Raw genomic sequence first — 20,319 nt, 5'->3', positions numbered from 1 at the left:
GGGTGATCCGCGTCCGTAGGTTCGGGGTGATCCCGACCAAGCCCCCACGAGGAGCTGGCTCAAAGGAGCAGGCTATGGACGCATCCACGGACGGCGACCGCGGCACGACCGCGGACCCACCCGGCGACGGGACGGACGCCCACCACCTCAGCCGCAAGACGGTGCTGCGCGCCGCGGTCGCCGCGGGGGTGGCGCTGCCGGTGGCCCTGATGGGCGTGCCCGCGTTGGCCCGCACGGTCGGCGCGAACGGCGGTCCGGTGGAGTTGACGCCGGAGTGCGACGACGGTGACGACCCGACCCCGCCGCAGACCGAGGGCCCGTACTTCAAGCCGAACTCGCCGCGCCGCACGTCGCTGGTCGACGCCGGCACGCCGGGCACGCGCCTGACCGTCACCGGTTACGTGTTCGGGCGCGCGTGCCTGCCGATCGGCAACGCGCTGATGGACTTCTGGCAGGCCGACGTCAACGGGGTGTACGACAACAGCGGTTTCCGGTTCCGGGGGCACCAGTTCACCAACCCTGACGGCTCGTTCACGCTGACCACGATCGTGCCCGGCCTCTACCCCGGTCGCACCCGGCACATCCACGTGAAGGTGCAGGCGCCCGGTCGCCCGGTGCTCACCACCCAGCTGTACTTCCCGGGCGAGCCGCGCAACAACACCGACAGCATCTTCGACCCGCGGCTGCTGATGGAGGTGCGGACCGCGGGCGGCGGGCGTGAGGCGAAGTTCGACTTCGTGCTGAACGTGCCGCAGACGACCACCACCACGCGCCCGACCTCAACGACCACCACCCCGTCCTCGCCGGGCGGCGGCACGTGGGCGGCGGGCACGAACTACGCGGCGGGCGCCCGCGTCACCCACAACGGCGTCGGGTACGTGTGCTTGCAGGGGCACCTCGCCCAGCCGGGCTGGGAACCGCCGAACGTGCCCGCGCTGTGGCGCGCGGAGTGAACCCGCGGGGTGAACCCCGTGGGGTGAACCCGGTGGTCTGACGCGTGCGGGGAACCCCTCGGCGACCGCAGCCGCCGAGGGGTTCTCGCACCAGGACCGGACGCTCAGGAAGTGCTGGTCAGGAGGTGCCGCCGGTGTTCTGCGGCGGCACGTCGGCCGGCTCGCGGAACAGGTCGGTGTAGGAGCGCTGCTCGTCCCGGCGCGGACCGCTGGTGTCCTCCGGCTTGTCCGTGTCCGGGTGGCTGAACAGCTCTTGGTACGTGGATGACATGTGTTTCCGACTTTCTTCGCGTCCGCTGCGTGCTCACGGCCGGTGATGCCGGTCCGGAGATCCCCGCACGGAGCGAGGGTGTTCGGGGTTCAGAAGAAAGGAACGCCCCCGATGGCGCCTACGGTACACGTCGTGGTGCCGTTACCGCCACAGCGTTACGGTGAGCGTGTCGGTCGCGAGCCCGCACGGCGGCGTCCACTTCGGATCCCCTCGACGGTCGCCGAACCGGCGCAGGCCCCCCGAAGGGGTGACCTGACCCACTTCGGACGGCCCGGGGGAACGATCCGGGCCACCGCCGGGTTGTACGGGGTGGTCGTCAATCTTGTGTCCGTGTTTCCACCGTAGTTTCGCGGAATGACGTTGCGGACGAAGTTCTTCCTTTGCCTTGCGGGACAAGCTGGAGAAGTCGTCGTCTGAATCCGACCCGGGGCCCCGATCGGGGCGCCGCACCCAGCACCGCAGAAGGAGAGAACATGACTCAGGGCACCGTGAAGTGGTTCAACTCGGAGAAGGGCTTCGGCTTCCTCGCCCAGGAGGGCGGCCCGGACGTCTTCGTGCACTACTCGGAGATCCAGGGCGACGGCTACCGCAGCCTGGAGGAGAACCAGCGCGTCGAGTTCGACGTCAACCAGGGCCCCAAGGGTCCCCAGGCCGTCGGCGTCCGCGCCATCTGAGCCCAGCCCGACCCGTTCGACTTGCTCCTATCGGCGTGACGCCGAGGGAGACTCGAAGCCCGACGCCCCCCGGCCCCCGTTTGGGACCGGGGGGTGTCGGGTATTTCCACACCGATCGCCCGAGACCCCGGCGGCGGAGACCCGTCACCGCACGCACGGAGGTACCGCTCGTGACCGAAGCACTCCGGACCGGTTCCACGACGGACCGCTCCCGCACCGCACCGGAACCGATGTTCGCCGGTGAGAAGTCCTCGACCCAGGTGTTCCTGGTCAAGCTCTTCGTCGTCGTCCCGGCCCTCGCCCTGGCCGCCGCGGTCCCGTTCGCCTGGGGCTGGGGCCTCGGGTGGGTCGACATCGGCCTCGCGCTGTTCTTCTACGCGCTGACGTGCCTGGGCGTGACGGCCGGTTTCCACCGCTACTTCACCCACGGCGCGTTCACCGCCAACCGCGGGCTGCGGATCGCGCTCGCCGTCGTCGGCAGCATGGCCATGCAGGGGCCGATCATCGACTGGGTCGCCGACCACCGCAGGCACCACGCCTACGCCGACCGCGACGGCGACCCGCACTCCCCCTGGCGGTTCGGCACGTCCGCGGGCGCGTTGGCCAAGGGGTTCTGGCACGCGCACCTGGGCTGGATGTTCCAGCGCGAGCGGACCAACGCGGCGCGCTTCGCGCCTGACCTGCTCGCCGACCCCGACATCCAGCGCGTGAACCGCTGGTTCCCGGCGCTGACCGTGGTCACGCTGCTCTCGCCGGCCGTCATCGGCGGCCTGGTGACGTGGAGCTGGTGGGGCGCGCTGACCGCTTTCTTCTGGGCGGGCCTGGTCCGGGTGGCCGTGCTGCACCACGTGACGTGGTCGGTGAACTCGATCTGCCACATGATCGGCGACCGGCCGTTCACCGCGCGGGACAAGTCGGCCAACTTCTGGCCGCTGGCGATCGCCTCCATGGGCGAGTCGTGGCACAACTCCCACCACGCCGACCCGACGTGCGCGCGACACGGCGTGCGTCGCGGCCAGATCGACATCACGGCCCGCCTGATCTGGGCGTTCGAGAAGCTGGGCTGGGCCACCAAGGTGCGCTGGGCCAGGCCCGAGCACCTGGCGCGCAAGCTCAAGGCCAACGCCGCCTGACCGCGTCGAGAACCGCCCGTGCCCCCGATCGGCACGGGCGGTTCCGCGTCCGCTGGGGACAGTCCGCCGGGAAGATCACGCCGGCACCCGTTCGACGGAACTTCCGGTTCCACCGAAGGACATCCGCCGCTCCACAATGGACTCACCTGTATCACCAGGCGTCGCGGCTCCGGTAGGCCATGTCCGGCTCCTCGTCCTCGACCGGCGCGGCACGCCGGACGACCCGGGGCGGCGCGGTGACCGCCACGGGTTCCTGCGGCGGCTCGTCGCCGAACGCCCGCCGGTCGTCGGCCAGCACCTCGTCCAGCAGCTTCGTGTCGCCCAGCGCCGCGCGGACCACCTCGGCCTGCTTGCGGGCCGCGTCCGCGCGGGCCAGCGCGATGGTGCGCAGCGTGGTGGTGGACAGCGCCGCGGGGTCGACCGCGCGCACGGCCGGGCCGAACGTGATCGCCTTGACCGCGCCGTCCGACCCGGCGAGCACGGTCACCACGCGGTCGGGTGACGTCGCCGTGCCCACCACGTCCCGGAGCCCTTCGGCCATGCGCCGGTAGGACTCCGCGCGCAGCCGGTTGTCGGCGGCGGCCGTGTCGATGGCCTCGATGCGGCGCAGCAGGATGTCGGCGGACTCGGTCACCGGGTCGCCCCCTCGTCCGGTCGGATGGTCTTCAGGAACGCCTGGAAGTCGCCGACCAGGTCCTCGAACTGCGCGGGCGTCGCGCTGAGCACGATCTGGAGCACCGCGCGCCTGCGCTCGTCGCGCACGTCCGCCATGGCCAGGAACACCTGCAACTGCACCAGGTCCACCGGACGTCCGTCGATGGGCGCGGTCAGCCGCACCACCTGCGTGTAGGCGGACTCCAGCTCGTTGCGCCGCCCGACCTCGACCGGGCCGACGCCGTCGGCCAGCCGGGCCGCGGCCCGTTCGGCGATCTGCGCCAGCGTCGCGTCGTCGGCGCGGACCTCGCCGCTGATCGTCACGTTCGCGGTGAACCCCGCGCTGGAACCGGGGTGCAGCGCGACGAACGCCGCCTGCGGCGCCCCGACCTCGTCGGGCGGAGCCGAGAGCCACCCGTCGGGCAACGAGAACTCGATCGGCACCGGAAGGGTGGTGGCCATGCCTGGGTCTCCTCCTGGGGTCATGCCGTTCACCGGCCGAACAGGCGGCCGATGGCGCGGCCGGCGCTCTCCGCCGCGTTGCCGACGCCGCGGCCGACGTCCTGCGCGATCTCGCCCACGTCGTCCGCGACGTCGACCACCGTCTCCACGACCTCGACCGGGTCGACGCTGACGTCGAACCCGACCTTGCCACCCACGCCGAACGCGAGCCCCACCGACCCGCCGACGTGGAACTTGCCGTCCTCGCCCATGCCGAACTGACCGCTCGCGTGGCCGCCGATGCCGGCCCACGCCTCGCCGTTCACGCCCGCGCCGATGCCCGCGACCTCGGCGCCCGCCTCGCCGGAGACCTTCGCGCCCGCGAACGCCTCGGCGTTGCCCTTCGCGCCGAGCAGCCCGATCGAGCCCTTCACCTCGCCGGCCGCGCCGACCATGCCGTCGGCGCTGCCCGAGACGCTCGCGTGCTGCCCGACCTTGATCTCGCCGTCGGCGTGGGCGGTGGCCAGGTACGCGCCCGCGCTCGCGCCGACCGTCACGCCCGAGTAGCTCGCGGTCGCGGTCGCCTCGGCCTCCGCGCTGAGCAGCGTGCCGCTGATCCGGCCCTGGCCGGAGATCGGGCCGGCCCGGAAGTCGCCGTCCTCCTCCCCCTCCTTGACCGCGGCGTGCCCGTCCTCGCCCCACTCCCGTTCGCGCAGGTCGACGCCGAACTTCTCGGCGATCTCGCCGATCGCCTCGGTGAGCAGGCGCTTGGACTCGCTGCCGGACTTGCTCTCGTACGAGCGCCCGTCCACGCCGTACTGCCAGCCGCCGGTGTCCTCGCCCTCCTCGTCGGTCGCGCGGTGGGAGGCGCCGAACTTCTCCTTGCCGAACGTCTTCTTGTAGCCGCCCTTGCCGTCGGGCTCCCAGCCCAGCGCCTTGGCCACCACGTCGCCGATGCCGGACAGGCCGTTGCGGGCGTCGTCGAGCACCTTCTGCGCCTCGGCCGCGCCCGCCTGACCGGGGTCCTGGAACGGCGCGGTGGCCGTGCCGGAGAGCACCATCGCGTCGTGCTCGGCGGCGGCCAGGCGGGACGCGGCCCGGGCTTGCAGGTACAGCTCGACGGCCCGTTGCGCCTCGGCCTGGCTCTTGACCAGCGCGTCGGCGTAGTCGGCCAGCAGCTGCCCGCCGCCGCCCATGTCGGCGCCCGCCTGGAGCCAGCGGGGCGGTTCGGCGTGGAAGGCCGACCGGAACGCGCCGCTCGCGCCACCGCTCCAGCCGCCGGGGTCGACCCGGGCGAGGTCCTCGCCGACGGCCACGACCTGCCGCAGCGTCCGCACCAGCTGCCGCAGGTCGCCGCCGATCAGCTCCGGCTCGCCGGGGACGAGCGCCTTGGGGTCGTCGGTCTCGCCGAGTCGCGCGGCCATCAGGACACCGGCCCGTCGAGCCGACCGAACGCGGCCGCACCCTCGCCGTCGACGTCCAGGTAGGACGATGCCGCCGCGCGCAACCCGATGGCGTGCTCGTCGGCCTGCTGACGCAGCCGCTCGACGTACGCCCTCATCTCCTCGATGAACAGCTCCCACGCGCCGGCGACCCCGTCGTGCCCGTACTCGCCGCTCGGCCCGCACCACACCATGCCGGCTGTCTGGTCGCCCGCGTCGCCGATCTTCCCGGCCGCCTGCCGCAACTCCTCGGGCACCGCCCCGAACCCGCTCACGTCCACCCCGTCCGTCCCCCGCCCGCCGTGCGGGCTTTCCGGAGACACCTATATCGCCGGTTGCGGTCGGCGCGCAGGCGTTTGGCGGAATCCGGTTCGTGCGGACGGCGTCAGGGCGCGCTCAGGGCGTTCGGCGCGGTGCGGTCCCGGTCGACGCGAGGAGCGACCGGGTGCGGGCCGGGGCCGTGGCCGGCAGCGCGGCGACGACGTCGGCGAGCGAGTCCGCGGCGAGGCTGCGCCGCCACGCGTCGTGCGCGTCGGCCATCTTGGCGGCGAGCAGGCACGTGTCCAGGCAGTCCCGCGCGGGCAACGCGCCGCGGCCCCGTTGGCGGATCTCCTGGCACTCGTACGGCGAGGACGCGCCGTCCACGGCCTCGACCACGTGCAGCAACGTGATCTCCGACGCGGGCCGGGCGAGCCGGAAACCGCCGCGCGGGCCGGTGGTCGCGGCCAGCACGCCCGCCCGGACCAGTGCCTGGAGCTGCTTGGCCAGGTAGGGCGCCGGCAGGTCGTAGTAGGCGGCGAGCTGGGCCGCGGACGCCGTGGCACCGGGGTCGAGTTGCGCCAGGGTCGTCGCGCAGTGCAGGACCCACTCCGTGCTCACAGGCAGCTTCACGCCGCCCAGTCTATCCAAGACATTGCGGATCTATTTAGTCCGAGATAAGTTGACCGCACACGTCCGAACGGAAGGATCGTCATGCGGATCGCAGTCGCCGGCGCGACCGGCAACATCGGCTCCCTCACCGCGGCCGCCCTGGAACGGGGCGGGCACGAGGTCGTGCGCGTCAGCCGTTCGCTCGGCGTGGACCTGTCGACCGGCGAAGGCCTCGCCGAGGCGCTGGCCGGGGTCGACGCGGTGGTCGCCGCGGTCAACGTGCCCGCGGCGGACCGCGCCGAGACCGTGCGCCTGTTCGGCGGGATGACCCGCAACCTGCTCGACGCCGGGGCGCGGGCCGGCGTCCGGCACCACGTGCTGCTGTCGATCGTCGGCATCGCGGACATCGAGGGCAACGTGCACTACGCGGGCAAGCGCGAGCAGGAACGGCTGGTCGCCGCGAGCCCCGTGCCGTGGACGATCGTCCCCGCCACCCAGTTCCACGACTTCGCCGAGATGGTCGCGGGCTGGACCGAGCGGGACGGCGTCGCCACCATCGCGCCGCTGCTGGTGCAGCCGATCGCGCCGCAGGACGTGGCCGACATCCTCGCCGAGGTCGTCGTCGGCGAGCCGCAGGGACGGCACGCGGACATCGCCGGCCCCGAGACGCAGGACCTCGTCGACATGGCACGGCGCACGCACCAGGCGCGTGGCCGGGACGTGCGCCTCGTGCCGACGTGGTCGGGCGTGTTCGGCCCGGAGATGGCCGGGAACGCGCTGCTGCCGGGCGCGGACGCCCGCATCGCGCCGACCACGTTCGACGAGTGGCTCGCGAAGTCGGCGTGAACCCGCACGGGTCCGGCGCCGGTGTCGACGCCGGACCCGTCGCGGTCACCGGCCGGCGTCGACCAGTTCCTTGCGGTCCTGCTCCAGCGCGGCGCCCTCGACGTCGAGGGTCGGCAGCCGGCGCAGCCACTTCGGCAGCCACCAGGCCTTCTCGCCCAGCAGGGCCAGCGCGGCGGGCACGATGACCATGCGGACCACGAACGCGTCCACCAGGATGCCGATGGCCAGGGCGAACGCGATGGACTTCATCGGCCCCTCGCCCGCCGGCACGAAACCGGCGAACACCGAGAACATGATCAGCGCGGCGGCGACGACCACGGGCGCGGCCTGCCCGAAGCCGGTGCGGATCGCGTCGAGCGGCGGCCTGCCGTGGTGGTGCGCCTCGTGCATCCGGGACACCAGGAAGATCTGGTAGTCCATGGCGAGGCCGAACAGGATGCCCACCATCAGGATCGGGGTGAGGCTCAGCAGCGGGCCGGTGGTGTCGAGGTTGACCGCGTCGGCCAGCCAACCCCACTGGAACACCGCGACCGTCGCACCGAGCGAGGCGCCGATGGTGAGCAGGAACCCCAGCACGCCCACCAGCGGGACCAGCAGCGACCGGAACACCAGGACCAGCAGCACCAGGGCGAGCCCGACGACCAGCGCCAGGTAGACCGGCATGGCCTCGTCCAGGGCGACGGCCACGTCCACGCTCACGGCGGTGGCGCCGGTGACGTAGGTGGTCGCGCCGGTCACGTCGGCCAGCCGCTCGCGCAGGTCGGTGACCAGCTGCTCGGTGGCCTGCGTGGCCGGGCCCGACCGCGGGATGACGGTGACCATGGCGGCGGTGCCGTCGGCGTTGGGCACCGGCGGCGTGACGAGCGCGATGTCACCGGCGCCCTGGATGGTCCCGGCGGCCGCGGCGGCGGTCCCGGCGGCGTCGTCGCCCTCGAACAGCACCACCAGCGGACCGTTGAAGCCCTCGCCGAACCCGTCGGCGAGCGTCCGCTCCGCACGGGCCTGCGTCGAGTCGGCGGCCGGCGCGGCGACCAGGGTGGTCTCCATCGACAGCACGGGCAGCGAGATCGCGCCGAGCCCGGCGACCGCCAGCAGCAATGCCACGACCCGGTTGCGGGTGACACCGCCGATCCAACCGCGGAAGAAGCCGCGCTCGGCGGCCCCGTCGTGCTCGACCGGTGCGGTGCGCTGCTTGCGCGGCAGCACGCGGCGGCCGAGGAAGCCCAGCACGGCGGGCACCAGCGTGACCGCGACGAGCACCGCGACCACGATGGTCACCGCGGCGGCGACGCCCATCTGGGTCAGGAACGGGATGCCGACCACGGCCAGGCCCGCCAGCGCGATGACCACGGTCAGGCCGGCGGTCACCACCGCGGAGCCCGCGGTGCCCACGGCCGTGCCGATGGCGTCGCCCACGTCCCGGCCCCGGCGCAGCTCCTGCCGGTAGCGGTTGATGATGAACAGGGCGTAGTCGATGCCGACCGCCAGGCCGAGCATCGCGGCCAGGATGGGTGTCGTGGACTGCAGGTCCATGAAGCCGGAGGCGATGGTGACGCCCAGCGCGCCGATGCCCACGCCGACGGCGGCGGTCAGCAGGTTCATGCCGGCCAGCACGAGCGAGCCGTAGGTGATGGCGAGGACCAGCAGCGCGATGACCACGCCGATGATCTCCGCGGGGCCGCCCACGTGCGGCGGGGCCTGGGTGGCCTCACCGGTGACCTCGGCGGTCAGCCCGCCCACGTCCCGGGTGGCGTCGACGAGCGCGGTGCGCTGCGCCTCGGTGACCTCGCCGACCGGGGCCTCGAAGGTGACCGTGCTGTAGGCGACGTCCTGGTCGGCGTTCACGGTCGGTGCCCGCGGGTCGAGCGGGTTGGTCGCCGACGTGACGCCTGGCAGTTCGGACAGCTTCCCCACCAGCGCGGCGAGCTCCTGGGCGTGGTCGGGAGAGGTCACCTTGCCGCCGTCGGGGGCGCTGACGACCACCCGTGCGGTCGCGCCGCCGCCCGTGCCGAACTCCTCGGAGATCTTGTCCAGGGCGGTGGTGGACTCCTGGCCGGGGATGGCGAAGGAACCGGAGGTCGTCCCGGCCAGGGTGGCCGCGCCGACCGCCGTGCCGCCGAGCACCAGCAGCCACAGCAGGACGACGACCAGGCGGCGGCGGTGCGCGCCGAGGCCGAGTCGGTAGAGCAGGCGTGCCATGGGGGTCAGGCCTCCGCGGGGGTCGGGACGGATGGAGAGGGGCCGGCCGGCGAGGCGTCGCGGTGGCCGAGCGCGTCCAGGCAGGTGGCGATGATGTGCGGCCGCCACGCGGTCTTCTCACCCGCGTGGTTGGCCGCCAGGCTCAGCACGGCCAGGGCGCTGAGCATCCCGACGACCCGAACGAGCCGCTCGGTGTCGTCACCGTCCGGCTCGACGCCGAACACCACGAAGACGTGCTGGGAGAAGGCGTCCAGGCGGTTGCGGTCCACGTCGTCGGCGCCCAGCAGGCCGATCGCGCGCGACTCCAGGGCGATCAGGCCGGGTCGGTCCAACGCGAAGTCGACCAACAACTCCACCGCCCGCCGGTCCCGCGCCGGGCCGGCGGACATCCGCGTCACCTGCTCCAGCAGCTGCCTGCTGTGCGTGCGACCGACGTCCAACGCGGCCTCGAACAGCGCTTCCTTGCTCGGGTAGTGGTGCAACAACCCGGCCTTCGACAACCCGACCGCGTCAGCCAGGTCCTTCACCGACGTGTGATCGAACCCGTGTCGCGCGAAGAGACCGGCCACGCGATCGAGCAACTGGTCCTCGGTCATCCCACGCAGCGCTCGTGCCATGCCCACCACGGTACGCCCTTACCGACCGATCCGGTCGGTAAGCCGACCGACTCGGTAGGTGGGCTCCGTCACTCGCCGACGCCCATCAGCCCTCTACGCCGACCGGGAGAATTTAGACCAATTCGAGCCGTACTACCAGATCATTGAAATTCGCTTGCCCGACGCCGTCACTGCAATACAGCATCCAAGTATTCGGGCCGGCGTCGACAATTTTCATCCCGGCAAATCGGAGCGCCGCGTCGACACCACCCCCTCGACGACCCCAGGCGTTCCAGATGAAGACATCCGAAGAATCAGCCGAGCCTAGTTCAACACTCACCTCGGACGGGACGGAGTCGGCCCAAAGAATCAATTGCCCGGCATTGGCGTCAGCCGCACGCAGCGTCCCTCTTGCGGTTGCCACACACAGCGCCTGACCAACCTCTCGAGTGTAATCGCGGAACTCAATGCGCAGTCGACTCGTTGACAGCACATCCTTGAGGACCATCCTGAGGCGAACTTCCTCACCGTCGACTTGTATGACATCCGTATTCTCTCGTACGAACCGCTGACCGAACTCCTCGACCGCCGCCATTTTTATTCCCTATTCCGCCCTCAGTCGAGGTACGGGTCCAGCATATCGTGTCCGCCCGGCCAACGTGGCCTTTGGTTCATCCTCGCCACGTTAACCGCACCGTACTGCGCCGAAGAATCGGAACCGCGCGGCGACAGCGAACCGCAGCACTCGCTGGACCGGATCGAAGTGTCAGGCGGGCCGACGAACGTGGTGGGCGGCACGGTGATCGGACCCGACGGCACAGACCGGCGTGCTACAGCGATTCCACAGTCGATGCCGCGCCGCAAGCGGACCAGTCGCCACTCGCAACACGCCTCGGGATCACGACACCGACGCGGTGGCACTGGCGCTGTCGGTCGAGCGCGCGGACGCCGCCCGGCCGGCGGAATCGGCGAATCCCGTGTGGAACCATCTCCCCCAAGATCCTTCGCCGGCACCGGAGGGATCGGCGTGCGCATCCACGATGTGCACAAGATCAGCGGCGGGAACAACACCGGGTACGTCGCCGCCAGGTCAGTGATCGCCCCTGGGTTCCCCACGTGCGCGGACGGGCTCGGCTTTGTGCCGAGCCCGCCGCTCCAGGTTCACACGTTCCTGATGCTCATGGTGACGCTCACCCGGTTCGGTGCGCGTCGTCGCCCGCGGACGTCAGGAACTGCCGGACCTGTGTCACGTCACCGGTTATCGCTGCAGGGTCAGCACGCCCGGCAGGTAGGGCAGCTTGCCGTAGTCCATGCCGTCGGAACGCGGGTCGCGGCCCTGGTAGAGGAACTGGAGGTTGCAGGGGTCGATGGTCTTGGTCTGGTCGGGGTTGGTGCGCACCAGGTCGCCGTGGCTGATGTCGTTGGTCCAGGTGGCGCCGCTGTTGACCTTGCCGGCGAAGGGGTTGCTCTCCGTGGCGGCCTGCGGGGTCCACGTGCCGCCGAGGCTGGTGGCGGTGAACGAGCGGAAGAAGCGCCCGTTCGCACCCTGCGCCTCGACGATCATCAGGTACTGGTTCTGGCCCTGGACCTTGTAGACCTCGACCGCCTCGAACAGGTTGGCCGCCGTGTCGCTCATGATCCTCGTGTAGGACGCGCCGAAACTGCCCGGGAAGTTCCCGATGGGCATGCTGGCGCGGTAGATGTTGCCGAGGTCGTCGGCGAAGAACATGTACATGTTCGTGTCGTCGGCGATGAGCGTCTGGTCGATGGGCGCCCCGGTGGGCAGGGTGCCCGTGAACAGCGTCCGCTGCTCGGACCAGCCGTTGGGGTTGGTGGGGTCGCTCGACGTCCGGTAGGAGAAGGAGTCCGGCCAGCCCCACTGGTAGGCGAGCACCCAGATGTTCTTCGGGGCGAAGTAGAGCAGCGTCGGTGCGATGGCGCCGATGGACAACGTGTTCTGGGTGGCGCCGGCCATGTCGGACCAGTTCGTGAAGGGGCTGAAGCTCATCGACCTCCAGCTGTCCCCGGTGTCGTGCGTCGAGGCGTAGACGATGCGTTGGCCGTTGTGGACGACCGTGGTGAAGTCCTTCAGCGAGACCCACCCCGACTTCGGGGTCGCCAACGGGCCGGTCGACGACCAGCGGTACGACGACGGCAGGGTGCAGGTGCCGCTGCCCCCGTCGACCCGGACGAGCTGCCACTGCTGGTTGCTGCCGTTCCAGTCGCTGAACTGCACCACGCCGGCGCCGTCGGCGGTCGAGCCGCCCTGCACCTCCACCACCTTGCCGCTGTTGCGGTTGATCAGCCGGACGTAGCCGCCGTCGGAGTCGGCCAGCCGGAACTGCTGGTTGGCACCGTTGCCGTCGGTCCACTGCACGATCGAGGCGCCGTCGGCCGACGACCAGTTGAAGACGTCGAGCACCTTGCCGGAGTGCCGCGCGCGCAACCGGTAGTAGCCGCCACCCGAGTCGACGAACTGGAACTGCTGGTTGTTGGCGTTGGTGCGGGACCACTGGACGAGGTTGCCGCCGTTGGCGGTGGACACGCCGTTGACGTCGAGAGCCTTGCCGCTGTTGCGGTTCACCAGTACGTACCAGGCCGCGGTGTCCACCGTCGCGGCCGACGCCGGCGTCGTGGCCACCGTGAGCAGCCCGCCCAGGACCGCCAGTACCGCCGCGGCGGCCAACCCCGACCGCCACCGACGGCGCCACCCCGCGGTGCGCGCAAACCCAACCGACATAGCATCGTCCTTTCATCGTTTGGGACCGCCGACAAGAGGCGGGCCGCATCGGCGCCGACCCCGACGACACCCGCGCACGGGCAACTACCCGGAAAGTCGCGTGTTAGCGCTAACATTCCGAGGATGTTCCGTGCCGGAATACGTTGGGGTGTGGGTGTTAGGCGGCCGACCGGCGGTGCGGCTGAACGCACCACGTGGACTGTGAGCGATAACATCAGCGGCGTCAAGATGTAACGGGCAGGTTTTCGCAAGAAGTCCCGTATGAGACGCTCGACCTCGCGAAGGTCCCGTCGGGGAGCTAATCTCCCCCTTCGCCAACCGTGTCCACAAGAGACAAAGCCGCTCCGGCCGAGCACCCTGTGGACCGGTGCGCGAGAGGTGTTCGTCCTAAGGGAACAGTGTCAGTGCCGGGTCGGTGCCGATGGCGATGAGTTGCTCGACGGTGAACGGAGGCGTGGGCGCGGTCGGTCCGCCGCTGCCCTTCGTCATGGCGTCGTTCTCCGAGTGGATCCGCAGCCACGTGCCGTCCGCGCGGATGATCTGCACCTGGTGCTTGCGGGTGCCCCTCGCGAACTCCAACGTCTCGGTGAGGATCCTCTCCCCGTGGGGTCCGGTGAGTTCCTCGCAGTGGATCCGATCGGGAGTGTCCTTCTCCTCGCACGGCGGGTTCAGCGTGGGGAAGAAGGCGGGCCAGGTCTCGAATCCGATGTTGCCGTCCCCGAGTGGTGTGCGGGCCGTCGCCCAAGCGTGGAGAGTGGACAGGAAGTCGCAGACGGACACGTGGGGAGCCGCCGGCTCGGTGGTCTGGTAGAACTCCAGCGGCCCACGGGGTGTGCCCGCCGGGAACGTCGCGTTCGCCAAGAGTTGCACGTCCGGGCGTCGTTCCCGCACGGCCTTGGTGGCGGCTTGGGTGAGGCGCCCGGCGGCCTCCGCGACGGTCTCCAGGTCGCCCTTCTCGCACCGCGGTGGCGGCACCGGGTCCGGGATCGGTGGGAGCGTGACCACGCCCGGCTGATCGTGCCCGGACGGTTGCGTCCTCGACCTCGGCGGCGTCGAACTCGGTGGTGCCGTGGCAGATGTGGGGGGTGCCGTGGCGACGGTCGTGCCATCGTCCTCGCCCGATGTCATCGAGTAAGCGGCCACACCGGTCAACAGCACCACGGCCACCCCGGCCGCGACCGTCGGGTGCGTCACACGGTGGAGCCGGGCCGCGCGGCGGCCGCGGACGATGACCGCGTCCACGTCGACCGTGGACGGCGGCACCTCCCCGATCGCATCGTCGAACAGTTGCTTGTCCATCACGCACCTCTCGCTAGTCGGACCGCGCCGCCTTGGCGCGCAACGTGTCGAGCCCCCGCGCGGTCTGGCTCTTCACGGTGCCCACCGAGCAGCCGAGGATCTCGGCGGTCTCCTCCACCGAGAGATCGCAGTACAGGCGCAACACCACCGCGGCCCGGCGCCTGGGCGGCAGCCCGTCGAGCAGGTCGAGCAGCTGGGCCCGGCCGACCACGGCGAACTCCTCCTCCGTCGGCAGCTCGGGCAGCTCCTCGACGGCCTGCTCACGACGCCACGGCCGGCGCTTCTCGTCCAGCCAGGTGCGCAGCAGCGCCTTGCGGACGTAGGCGTCGAGACCGGGTGTCGCGCCGACCCTCGGCCAGTGCCGGTACAGCTTGCCGATGGTGATCGACACGACGTCGTCCGCGGTGTGCCAGTCCCGGCACAGGAGGTACGCGATGCGCCGCATCGTCTCCATCCGAGCCGTCACGTACTCGCGGTACGTGTCCTCCTCGGCGCGTTTCACCCCGGTGACCTCCAGTGTCGTGCCTCCACAACAGCAGGAACGCGCCCCGGACGCCGCGAGGTTGCCCCAAGTCGAAACAAATCCGAGCGGAAGGTGCCGATCGACGACGGCGCGGTGCGGAGCCGGTCGGCTTCGTGGCCGACGCGGTCCACGGCATCCACTACGCGGACCACGTGATTCGAACGTCGGTGGTCTCCCGGGATCGTCGTCGCGTGGCCGGAACACCACCGGCCCGACGCCAAGGGAGACCACGTTGAGTTTCGTCACGGCCTCTGACGGGGCACGGATCTTCTACAAGGACTGGGGCGCCGGCCGGCCGGTCGTGCTCAGCCACGGCTGGCCGTTGAACTCCGACAGCTGGGAGGCCCAGGCCTTCTTCCTGGCCGACCACGGGTACCGGGTGATCGCCCACGACCGGCGCGGGCACGGCCGCTCCACCCAGACGTGGGACGGCAACGAGATGGACACCTACGCCGACGACCTCGCCGCGCTCCTGGACTTCCTCGACCTGACCGAGGCCACGCTGATCGGGTTCTCCACCGGTGGCGGCGAGGTCGCCCGCTACGTCGGCCGGCACGGCACCGGCCGCGTCGCGCAGGTCGCGCTGGTCTCGGCGGTGCCACCGCTCATGCTGCGCACGGAGGACAACCCGGGCGGTGTGCCGGTGGAGGTGTTCGACGCGATCCGCGCGGGGTCCCTCGCCGACCGGTCCCAGACCTACCAGGACCTGGCCGACGGGCCGTTCTTCGGCCACAACAGGCCGGGCGCGAACGTCTCGCAGGGCATCCGCGACGCGTTCTGGCTGCAGGGCATGGCGTCGGGACACCGCAACGCCTACGAGTGCATCGCCGCGTTCTCCGCCACGGACTTCCGCCCGGACCTGGCCAAGTTCGACGTCCCGACGCTGGTCGTGCACGGCGACGACGACCAGGTCGTGCCGTTCGAGGTCGGCGGCCAGGCGTCCGCCGGGCTGATCGAGGGCGCGCGGCTGGTCGTCTACCCCGGTGCGCCGCACGGCATCACCGACACCCACAAGGAGCGCCTCGGCGCCGACCTCTTGGACTTCCTGAAGGAGTACGACGCGTGAGCACGATCGTCCTGGTACACGGGCTGTGGGTGACGCCGCGCAGCTGGGAGCACTGGGTGCCGTACTTCGAGGCGAAGGGGCACACCGTCCTGACGCCGGCGTACCCGGGTTTCGAGGTCGAGGTGGAGGCGCTGCGCGCCGACCCGACGCCGATCGCCACGGCGACCGTGCCCGACACGGTGGCCCACCTGGAGAGGGTCATCACGGCGCTGCCGGAGAAGCCGATCATCATGGGGCACTCGTTCGGCGGAACGCTGACCCAGCTCCTGCTCGACCGGGGGCACGGGGCCGCCGGCGTGGTCATCAACTCGGCACCGCCCGAGGGCATCCGGGTGAACCCGCCGTCGCAGATCAAGTCGCTGTTCCCGATCCTGAAGAACCCCGCCAAGCGGCACCAGGCGGCCGGGTTCACCCCGCAGCAGTTCCACTACGCCTTCACCAACACCCTCCCGGAGGAGGAAGCCCAAGCGGCCTACGACCGGTACGCCATCCCGGCGCCGGGCAGCTGGGTCTGGGCGTACGGGCTGCTGGCCAACTTCACCCCGGGCAAGCAGGAGACCTGGGTGGACTTCCACAACGAGCGGCGGGCGCCCCTGTTGTTCATCGCCGGCGGCGAGGACAACATCATGCCGCCGTCGGTGAACAGGTCCAACGCCAACCACTACAAGGCACCGGGCACGGTCACCGAGTACTTCGAGTTCCCCGGCCGCTCGCACTGGACCTGTGCGGAACCCGGCTGGGAGCAGGTCGCCGACCACGCCCTGGACTGGGCTCTCCGGCACGCCCGATGACGCGGATCCGACCCGTGCGGGTCAGCGGCCCGACCACGTCGGTCGAGCCGAGCGCCGCCGGGCGCCTCCCAGCGAACCCACCACCATCACCGCCGGCACCAGTGAGGACACGCACATGACCAACGAACCGACCGGACTCCGGCGTCGCACGCTGCTGGCCGGCGTCGCCGCCGCGGGCGTGGCGACCGCCGTCGGCGCCGCGGGCGAGGCCACCGCCGCCCCTGGCCCCAAACCGACCATCGTGCTGGTGCACGGCGCGTTCGCCGACGCGTCCGGCTGGAACGACGTCGTCCACCGGTTGCTCTGCGACGGCTACCAGGTCATCGCCCCGGCCAACCCGCTGCGCGGCATCCCGTCCGACTCCGCCTACCTCGCGAGCCTGCTCGCCGTCGTCGAAGGACCGATCGTCCTCGTCGGCCACTCCTACGGCGGAGTGGTCATCACCAACGCCGCCACCGGCAACGCGAACGTCAAGGCCCTGGTGTACGTCGCCGCGTTCGCCCCCGACGAGGGCGAGACCGTCTACCACCTCCAGACGCAGTTCCCCGGCTCGAAGCTCGGGCTCGAAGCGCTCGACCTGCGGCCGATCACGCTGCCCGACGGCTCGCCGAGCCACGACGGCTACGTCAAGAAGACCGCCTTCCGGGAGGTCTTCGCCGGTGACCTGTCGCCGGCGAGGACCGCGGTCATGGCCGCCACCCAGCGCCCGGCGAACGCGCAGTCCCTCCAGCAGCAGTCCGGGCCGCCGGCGTGGCGGACGATCCCGTCGTGGTTCCTCGTCGCCCAGCACGACCAGCTCATCCCCGCCGCCGCGCAGCGGTTCATGGCGAAGCGTGCGGGTTCCCACGTCGTCGAGGTGCGCAGTTCGCACGTCGCGATGATGTCCAAGCCGGCCCAGACCGCGGCGCTCATCCTCGCCGCCGCCCGATGAGCACCTGAGCCCGCCCCGGGATCCGCCCTCACGGGTCCACGTCCAGCGTGGCGCGCAGTCGGGGCGCGTGGGCCAACTGCCGGCGGGACGTCACGTCGAGCTTCCGGAAGACCTTCCGCAGGTGGTAGTCGACGGTGGCGGCGCTGATGAACAGCTGCTCGGAGATCTCCGGGTTGGTGGCGCCGCGCGCGGCCAGCTTGGCGATCGCGAGTTCCTGCGCGGTCAGGTCGCCGACCGTCTCGTCCACCCGGCGCCGCGCCTTCGCGCCGGTGGCGACCAACTCCTTGGCTGCACGCGAGGCGAAGCCGGGAGCGCCCATCCGTTCGAACATCTCCCACGCGGTCCGGAGCTGTTCGCGGGCGTCCCGGCGACGCCTCTGCCGGCGCAGCCACTCGCCGTAGAGCAGGTGAGCGCGGGCGAGGTCGGCGTGCGCGCCGGTGCCGGACAGCAGGGTGACGGCGTCGCGGTAGAGCGGCTCGGCGGTGCCGGCGGGGGCGAGCAGGGCGCGCGAGCGGGTCAGCACCCCCAGCGCCCAGCCGGTGCCGGCGGCCTCGGCGATCGAGGTGAACCTGGTCAGCGCGGAGTTCGCCGTGATCCGGTCACCGCTGCGGACGGCCGCCTCGACGAGGTCGGGCAGGATGCGGGTGTGCATGCCGAGCACGTCCGACTCGACGACCTCTTGGGCGGTCGTGCGGGCGTGCGCGTAGTCGCCCCGCGCGAGGTGCAGCACGACCAGGCCGATGCGCACGATGGACTGAATGGAACCGCTGCCGAGCCAGCTGGCCGCCGCCAGCGTCTCCCGCAGGGCGGCCGCGGCATCGCCACCCTCCTCGGCGCGCCAGGCCAGCAGTTCCGGCAGGCGGTGGATGGTCCACAGCTCATCGGTGGCGCCGATCGCCGCACGGACCTGGTTGCACTGGGCCAGCAGGTCCTCGGCGGCGGCCAGGTCGCCCAGGAACGTCTCCACCGTCGCCGAGCAGTACAGCGCGGTGACCAGCGTCCACAAGGCGCCGTTCGCACGGGCGACCTCGGCGGCCCGCCGCCACACCGCCCGGTGCAGTTCCGGTTCCCACAGCAGGATGCTCAGCGTCGCGCCCGTCACGTGCCTGCGCAGCACGTGTTCGCCGGGCGTTGCCGGGTCCAGCAGGGCATCGGCGGCCCACCGGATGTGCGGCACCGCGGACTCGCAGCCGTCCCGGACGAGCACGGTGAACGCGCGGAGCAGAAGATCGCGCACGGTTGCGTCGAGGGTGCGTGCGCCGAGTTCGTCGGCGGCACGGGCGATGTGCTCGACCGTGGTGTCGCGGATGAGGTGCCCGCCGCGCACGGTGTGCTCGACGGCCTCCAGCAGGGCCTCGCGGGCGAGGTCGGGCGCACGTTCACCGAAGGCCGACGCGGCGTCGAGGCACAGGGCCGAGCCCCCCGCGTACGCCCCCTCGCCGCCGAGCACCACCAGCGTGCCGGCGCGCACGAGCAGCGCACGACCGCGGCCGACGTCGTCGATCAGGTCGGTGCCGACGTCGTCGAGCAGTTTCAGGGCCTGCAACGGAGCACCGGCCAACAACGCCGCCTCGGCGGCCCCGAGCACCCGGTCGGCGCGGCGTGGCCCCTCGGGGGTCAGCTCGGCGGCCCGGATCAGGAACGAGGTGCGAGCCGCGTACCCACCGCGCGCGCCCGCCCGGTCGGCCGCCCGGTCCAACTCGGCCGCGACGGCTTCGTCGGTGCCGACGCAGGCCGCGGCCAGGTGCCACGCGCGCCGGTCCGCGTCGGCCGGCCGGGTGGTCGCCGCGGCGAGCGCGAGGTGCGCCGCCTGCCGCTGCACGCTGGTCGCACCGCCGTAGACCGCGGAACGCACCAGCGGGTGGCGGAACTCCGCGGTGGTCCCCACCACCAGCAGACGTTCCGCCTCCGCGGGACCGGGCGCGTCCGGACCGACGTCCAGCCGCGCGGCGGCGTCGGTGATGTAACCGACGTCCCCGCCGGGTTCGGCCGCGGTCAGCAGCAGCCAGATCTGCGTGGTCCGCGGCAGCGCGCGTACCCGGCGCAGGTAGTGGTCCTCCAGTCGGCTGCCGATCGGTAGCGGGTCGGGCAGGGACAGCGCGCCGGTCAGGTGGCCCGTCGACAGCTCTTGGCCCAGGTCGGTCAGCGCGAGCGGGTTGCCGCCCGTCGCGATCGCGATGCGCGCGGCGACGACGCCGTCCAGCGGTTCGGTCGCCACCGCCCTCAGCAGCTCCACCCCGTCCGGCTCGGACAGCCCGGTCAGGTGGAGCACGGCGAGCCCGGCGAGCGCGTCGACGGCACCGCGCGTGGCGAACAGCAGGCCGAGGCCCTCGGCGTGCAACCGGCGTCCGACGAACGCCAACACGCCCAGCGACTCCTCGTCCAGCCACTGCGCGTCGTCCACGCAGCACAACACCGGCCCACCGGCGGCGACCTCGGCCAGCAACGTCAGGGTCGCGAGCCCCACCAGGAACCGGTCGGCCGGCGGCCCCTCGACCTGCCCGCACGCCACCCGCAACGCGCGATCCTGCGCGGGGGGAAGGCCGCGCCGGGCGTTCAGCAGCGGGACCAGCAACCGGTGCAGTGCCGCGAAGGGGAAACCGAGCTCCGTCTCGACCCCGGCCACCCGGATGACGCGCAGGCCCTCGGCCCTGGCGCCGGCGTAGTCGATCAGCGCGGTCTTGCCGATGCCGGCGTCGCCCCGCAGCACGAGCACGTCGCTCAGCCCCTCCCGGACCGTGGCGACGAGCCGGTCGAGGCGGGCACGCTCCGGTCGGCGGCCGTGGAGCGTCATGACGGACCGCTGACCGTGCATGCGCGCGGTGCGGGAAAAGCCACTACCGACACGAGAAGCCCCCAGGAACCATGCCGCGAGTCGAACGGGCCAAGG

Annotated in this window: 20 protein-coding genes; 7 read left to right on the top strand and 13 right to left on the bottom strand. The window is 71.7% G+C overall.

Going from position 1 to position 20,319, the window contains the following annotated elements; all coding sequences use genetic code 11:
• Positions 1–74: 74 nt before the first annotated feature.
• Positions 75–953 (top strand): dioxygenase family protein, encoded by an 879-nt coding sequence (locus ACYVLT_RS22280; RefSeq protein WP_461122095.1) that lies wholly within the window; start codon positions 75–77, stop codon positions 951–953.
• 118 nt (positions 954–1,071) lie between these two features.
• Here the strand turns inward: ACYVLT_RS22280 and ACYVLT_RS22275 are convergent, their stop codons facing one another.
• Positions 1,072–1,224: a hypothetical protein gene (locus ACYVLT_RS22275; RefSeq protein ID WP_461122094.1), complete on the bottom strand. Its 153-nt coding sequence runs from the start codon at positions 1,222–1,224 to the stop codon at positions 1,072–1,074.
• A gap of 473 nt (positions 1,225–1,697) precedes the next feature.
• Between ACYVLT_RS22275 and ACYVLT_RS22270 the strand changes: the two genes are divergently transcribed.
• Together ACYVLT_RS22270 and ACYVLT_RS22265 are read left to right on the top strand one after the other, a co-directional pair.
• On the top strand, positions 1,698–1,898 hold the full coding sequence (locus ACYVLT_RS22270) for a cold-shock protein (protein WP_360457217.1): 201 nt from the start codon (positions 1,698–1,700) through the stop codon (positions 1,896–1,898).
• 230 nt (positions 1,899–2,128) lie between these two features.
• On the top strand, positions 2,129–3,031 hold the full coding sequence (locus tag ACYVLT_RS22265) for an acyl-CoA desaturase (RefSeq protein ID WP_461122269.1): 903 nt from the start codon (positions 2,129–2,131) through the stop codon (positions 3,029–3,031).
• Between the two features lie 151 nt (positions 3,032–3,182).
• Here the strand turns inward: ACYVLT_RS22265 and ACYVLT_RS22260 are convergent, their stop codons facing one another.
• The 5 genes from ACYVLT_RS22260 to ACYVLT_RS22240 all read right to left on the bottom strand — a co-directional run bounded on the left by ACYVLT_RS22260 (position 3,183) and on the right by ACYVLT_RS22240 (position 6,459).
• Positions 3,183–3,665, bottom strand: a complete 483-nt coding sequence (locus tag ACYVLT_RS22260; RefSeq protein ID WP_461122093.1) for a YbaB/EbfC family nucleoid-associated protein — start codon at positions 3,663–3,665, stop codon at positions 3,183–3,185.
• Positions 3,662–4,147 (bottom strand): hypothetical protein, encoded by a 486-nt coding sequence (locus ACYVLT_RS22255; protein WP_461122092.1) that lies wholly within the window; start codon positions 4,145–4,147, stop codon positions 3,662–3,664. Before ACYVLT_RS22255 ends, ACYVLT_RS22260 begins: the two co-directional genes overlap by 4 nt.
• A 29-nt stretch (positions 4,148–4,176) precedes the next feature.
• Positions 4,177–5,550: a putative T7SS-secreted protein gene (locus ACYVLT_RS22250; RefSeq protein ID WP_461122091.1), complete on the bottom strand. Its 1,374-nt coding sequence runs from the start codon at positions 5,548–5,550 to the stop codon at positions 4,177–4,179.
• Positions 5,550–5,843, bottom strand: coding sequence for a hypothetical protein (locus ACYVLT_RS22245; protein ID WP_461122090.1), 294 nt, complete (start codon positions 5,841–5,843; stop codon positions 5,550–5,552). Before ACYVLT_RS22245 ends, ACYVLT_RS22250 begins: the two co-directional genes overlap by 1 nt.
• A gap of 121 nt (positions 5,844–5,964) precedes the next feature.
• Positions 5,965–6,459: an RrF2 family transcriptional regulator gene (locus ACYVLT_RS22240; protein WP_461122089.1), complete on the bottom strand. Its 495-nt coding sequence runs from the start codon at positions 6,457–6,459 to the stop codon at positions 5,965–5,967.
• An 81-nt stretch (positions 6,460–6,540) separates the two neighbouring features.
• On the opposite strand from ACYVLT_RS22240, the gene ACYVLT_RS22235 reads away from it, so the two are divergent.
• Positions 6,541–7,284: an SDR family oxidoreductase gene (locus ACYVLT_RS22235; protein ID WP_461122088.1), complete on the top strand. Its 744-nt coding sequence runs from the start codon at positions 6,541–6,543 to the stop codon at positions 7,282–7,284.
• Positions 7,285–7,329: 45 nt separating this feature from the next.
• Here the strand turns inward: ACYVLT_RS22235 and ACYVLT_RS22230 are convergent, their stop codons facing one another.
• The 6 genes from ACYVLT_RS22230 to ACYVLT_RS22205 all read right to left on the bottom strand — a co-directional run bounded on the left by ACYVLT_RS22230 (position 7,330) and on the right by ACYVLT_RS22205 (position 14,620).
• Positions 7,330–9,483, bottom strand: coding sequence for an MMPL family transporter (locus ACYVLT_RS22230; protein ID WP_461122087.1), 2,154 nt, complete (start codon positions 9,481–9,483; stop codon positions 7,330–7,332).
• A gap of 5 nt (positions 9,484–9,488) precedes the next feature.
• Entirely contained in the window at positions 9,489–10,100 is a 612-nt protein-coding gene (locus ACYVLT_RS22225; protein ID WP_461122086.1) for a TetR/AcrR family transcriptional regulator, read from the bottom strand.
• A 112-nt stretch (positions 10,101–10,212) separates the two neighbouring features.
• Entirely contained in the window at positions 10,213–10,674 is a 462-nt protein-coding gene (locus ACYVLT_RS22220; RefSeq protein ID WP_461122085.1) for a hypothetical protein, read from the bottom strand.
• Positions 10,675–11,337: 663 nt separating this feature from the next.
• A complete protein-coding gene (locus tag ACYVLT_RS22215; protein WP_461122084.1) occupies positions 11,338–12,819 on the bottom strand; it encodes a non-reducing end alpha-L-arabinofuranosidase family hydrolase in 1,482 nt (493 codons plus the stop codon).
• Positions 12,820–13,206: 387 nt separating this feature from the next.
• Positions 13,207–14,118: a hypothetical protein gene (locus ACYVLT_RS22210; protein ID WP_461122083.1), complete on the bottom strand. Its 912-nt coding sequence runs from the start codon at positions 14,116–14,118 to the stop codon at positions 13,207–13,209.
• A gap of 13 nt (positions 14,119–14,131) precedes the next feature.
• Positions 14,132–14,620, bottom strand: a complete 489-nt coding sequence (locus tag ACYVLT_RS22205; RefSeq protein WP_461122082.1) for a SigE family RNA polymerase sigma factor — start codon at positions 14,618–14,620, stop codon at positions 14,132–14,134.
• Between the two features lie 253 nt (positions 14,621–14,873).
• On the opposite strand from ACYVLT_RS22205, the gene ACYVLT_RS22200 reads away from it, so the two are divergent.
• The 3 genes from ACYVLT_RS22200 to ACYVLT_RS22190 all read left to right on the top strand — a co-directional run bounded on the left by ACYVLT_RS22200 (position 14,874) and on the right by ACYVLT_RS22190 (position 17,429).
• Complete coding sequence (locus ACYVLT_RS22200) at positions 14,874–15,707, top strand: alpha/beta fold hydrolase (RefSeq protein ID WP_461122081.1); 834 nt, start codon at positions 14,874–14,876, stop codon at positions 15,705–15,707.
• On the top strand, positions 15,704–16,498 hold the full coding sequence (locus tag ACYVLT_RS22195; RefSeq protein ID WP_461122080.1) for an alpha/beta hydrolase: 795 nt from the start codon (positions 15,704–15,706) through the stop codon (positions 16,496–16,498). The genes ACYVLT_RS22200 and ACYVLT_RS22195 overlap by 4 nt, the downstream gene beginning before the upstream one ends.
• Before the next feature lie 115 nt (positions 16,499–16,613).
• Positions 16,614–17,429, top strand: a complete 816-nt coding sequence (locus tag ACYVLT_RS22190) for an alpha/beta fold hydrolase (RefSeq protein WP_461122079.1) — start codon at positions 16,614–16,616, stop codon at positions 17,427–17,429.
• 28 nt (positions 17,430–17,457) lie between these two features.
• Here ACYVLT_RS22190 and ACYVLT_RS22185 read toward each other — a convergent pair whose 3' ends face one another.
• Entirely contained in the window at positions 17,458–20,223 is a 2,766-nt protein-coding gene (locus tag ACYVLT_RS22185) for a helix-turn-helix transcriptional regulator (protein ID WP_461122078.1), read from the bottom strand.
• Positions 20,224–20,319 lie beyond the last annotated feature (96 nt).

Source organism: Saccharothrix stipae (genome assembly GCF_054781895.1).
This window is presented reverse-complemented; position numbering and strand designations above follow the sequence as displayed.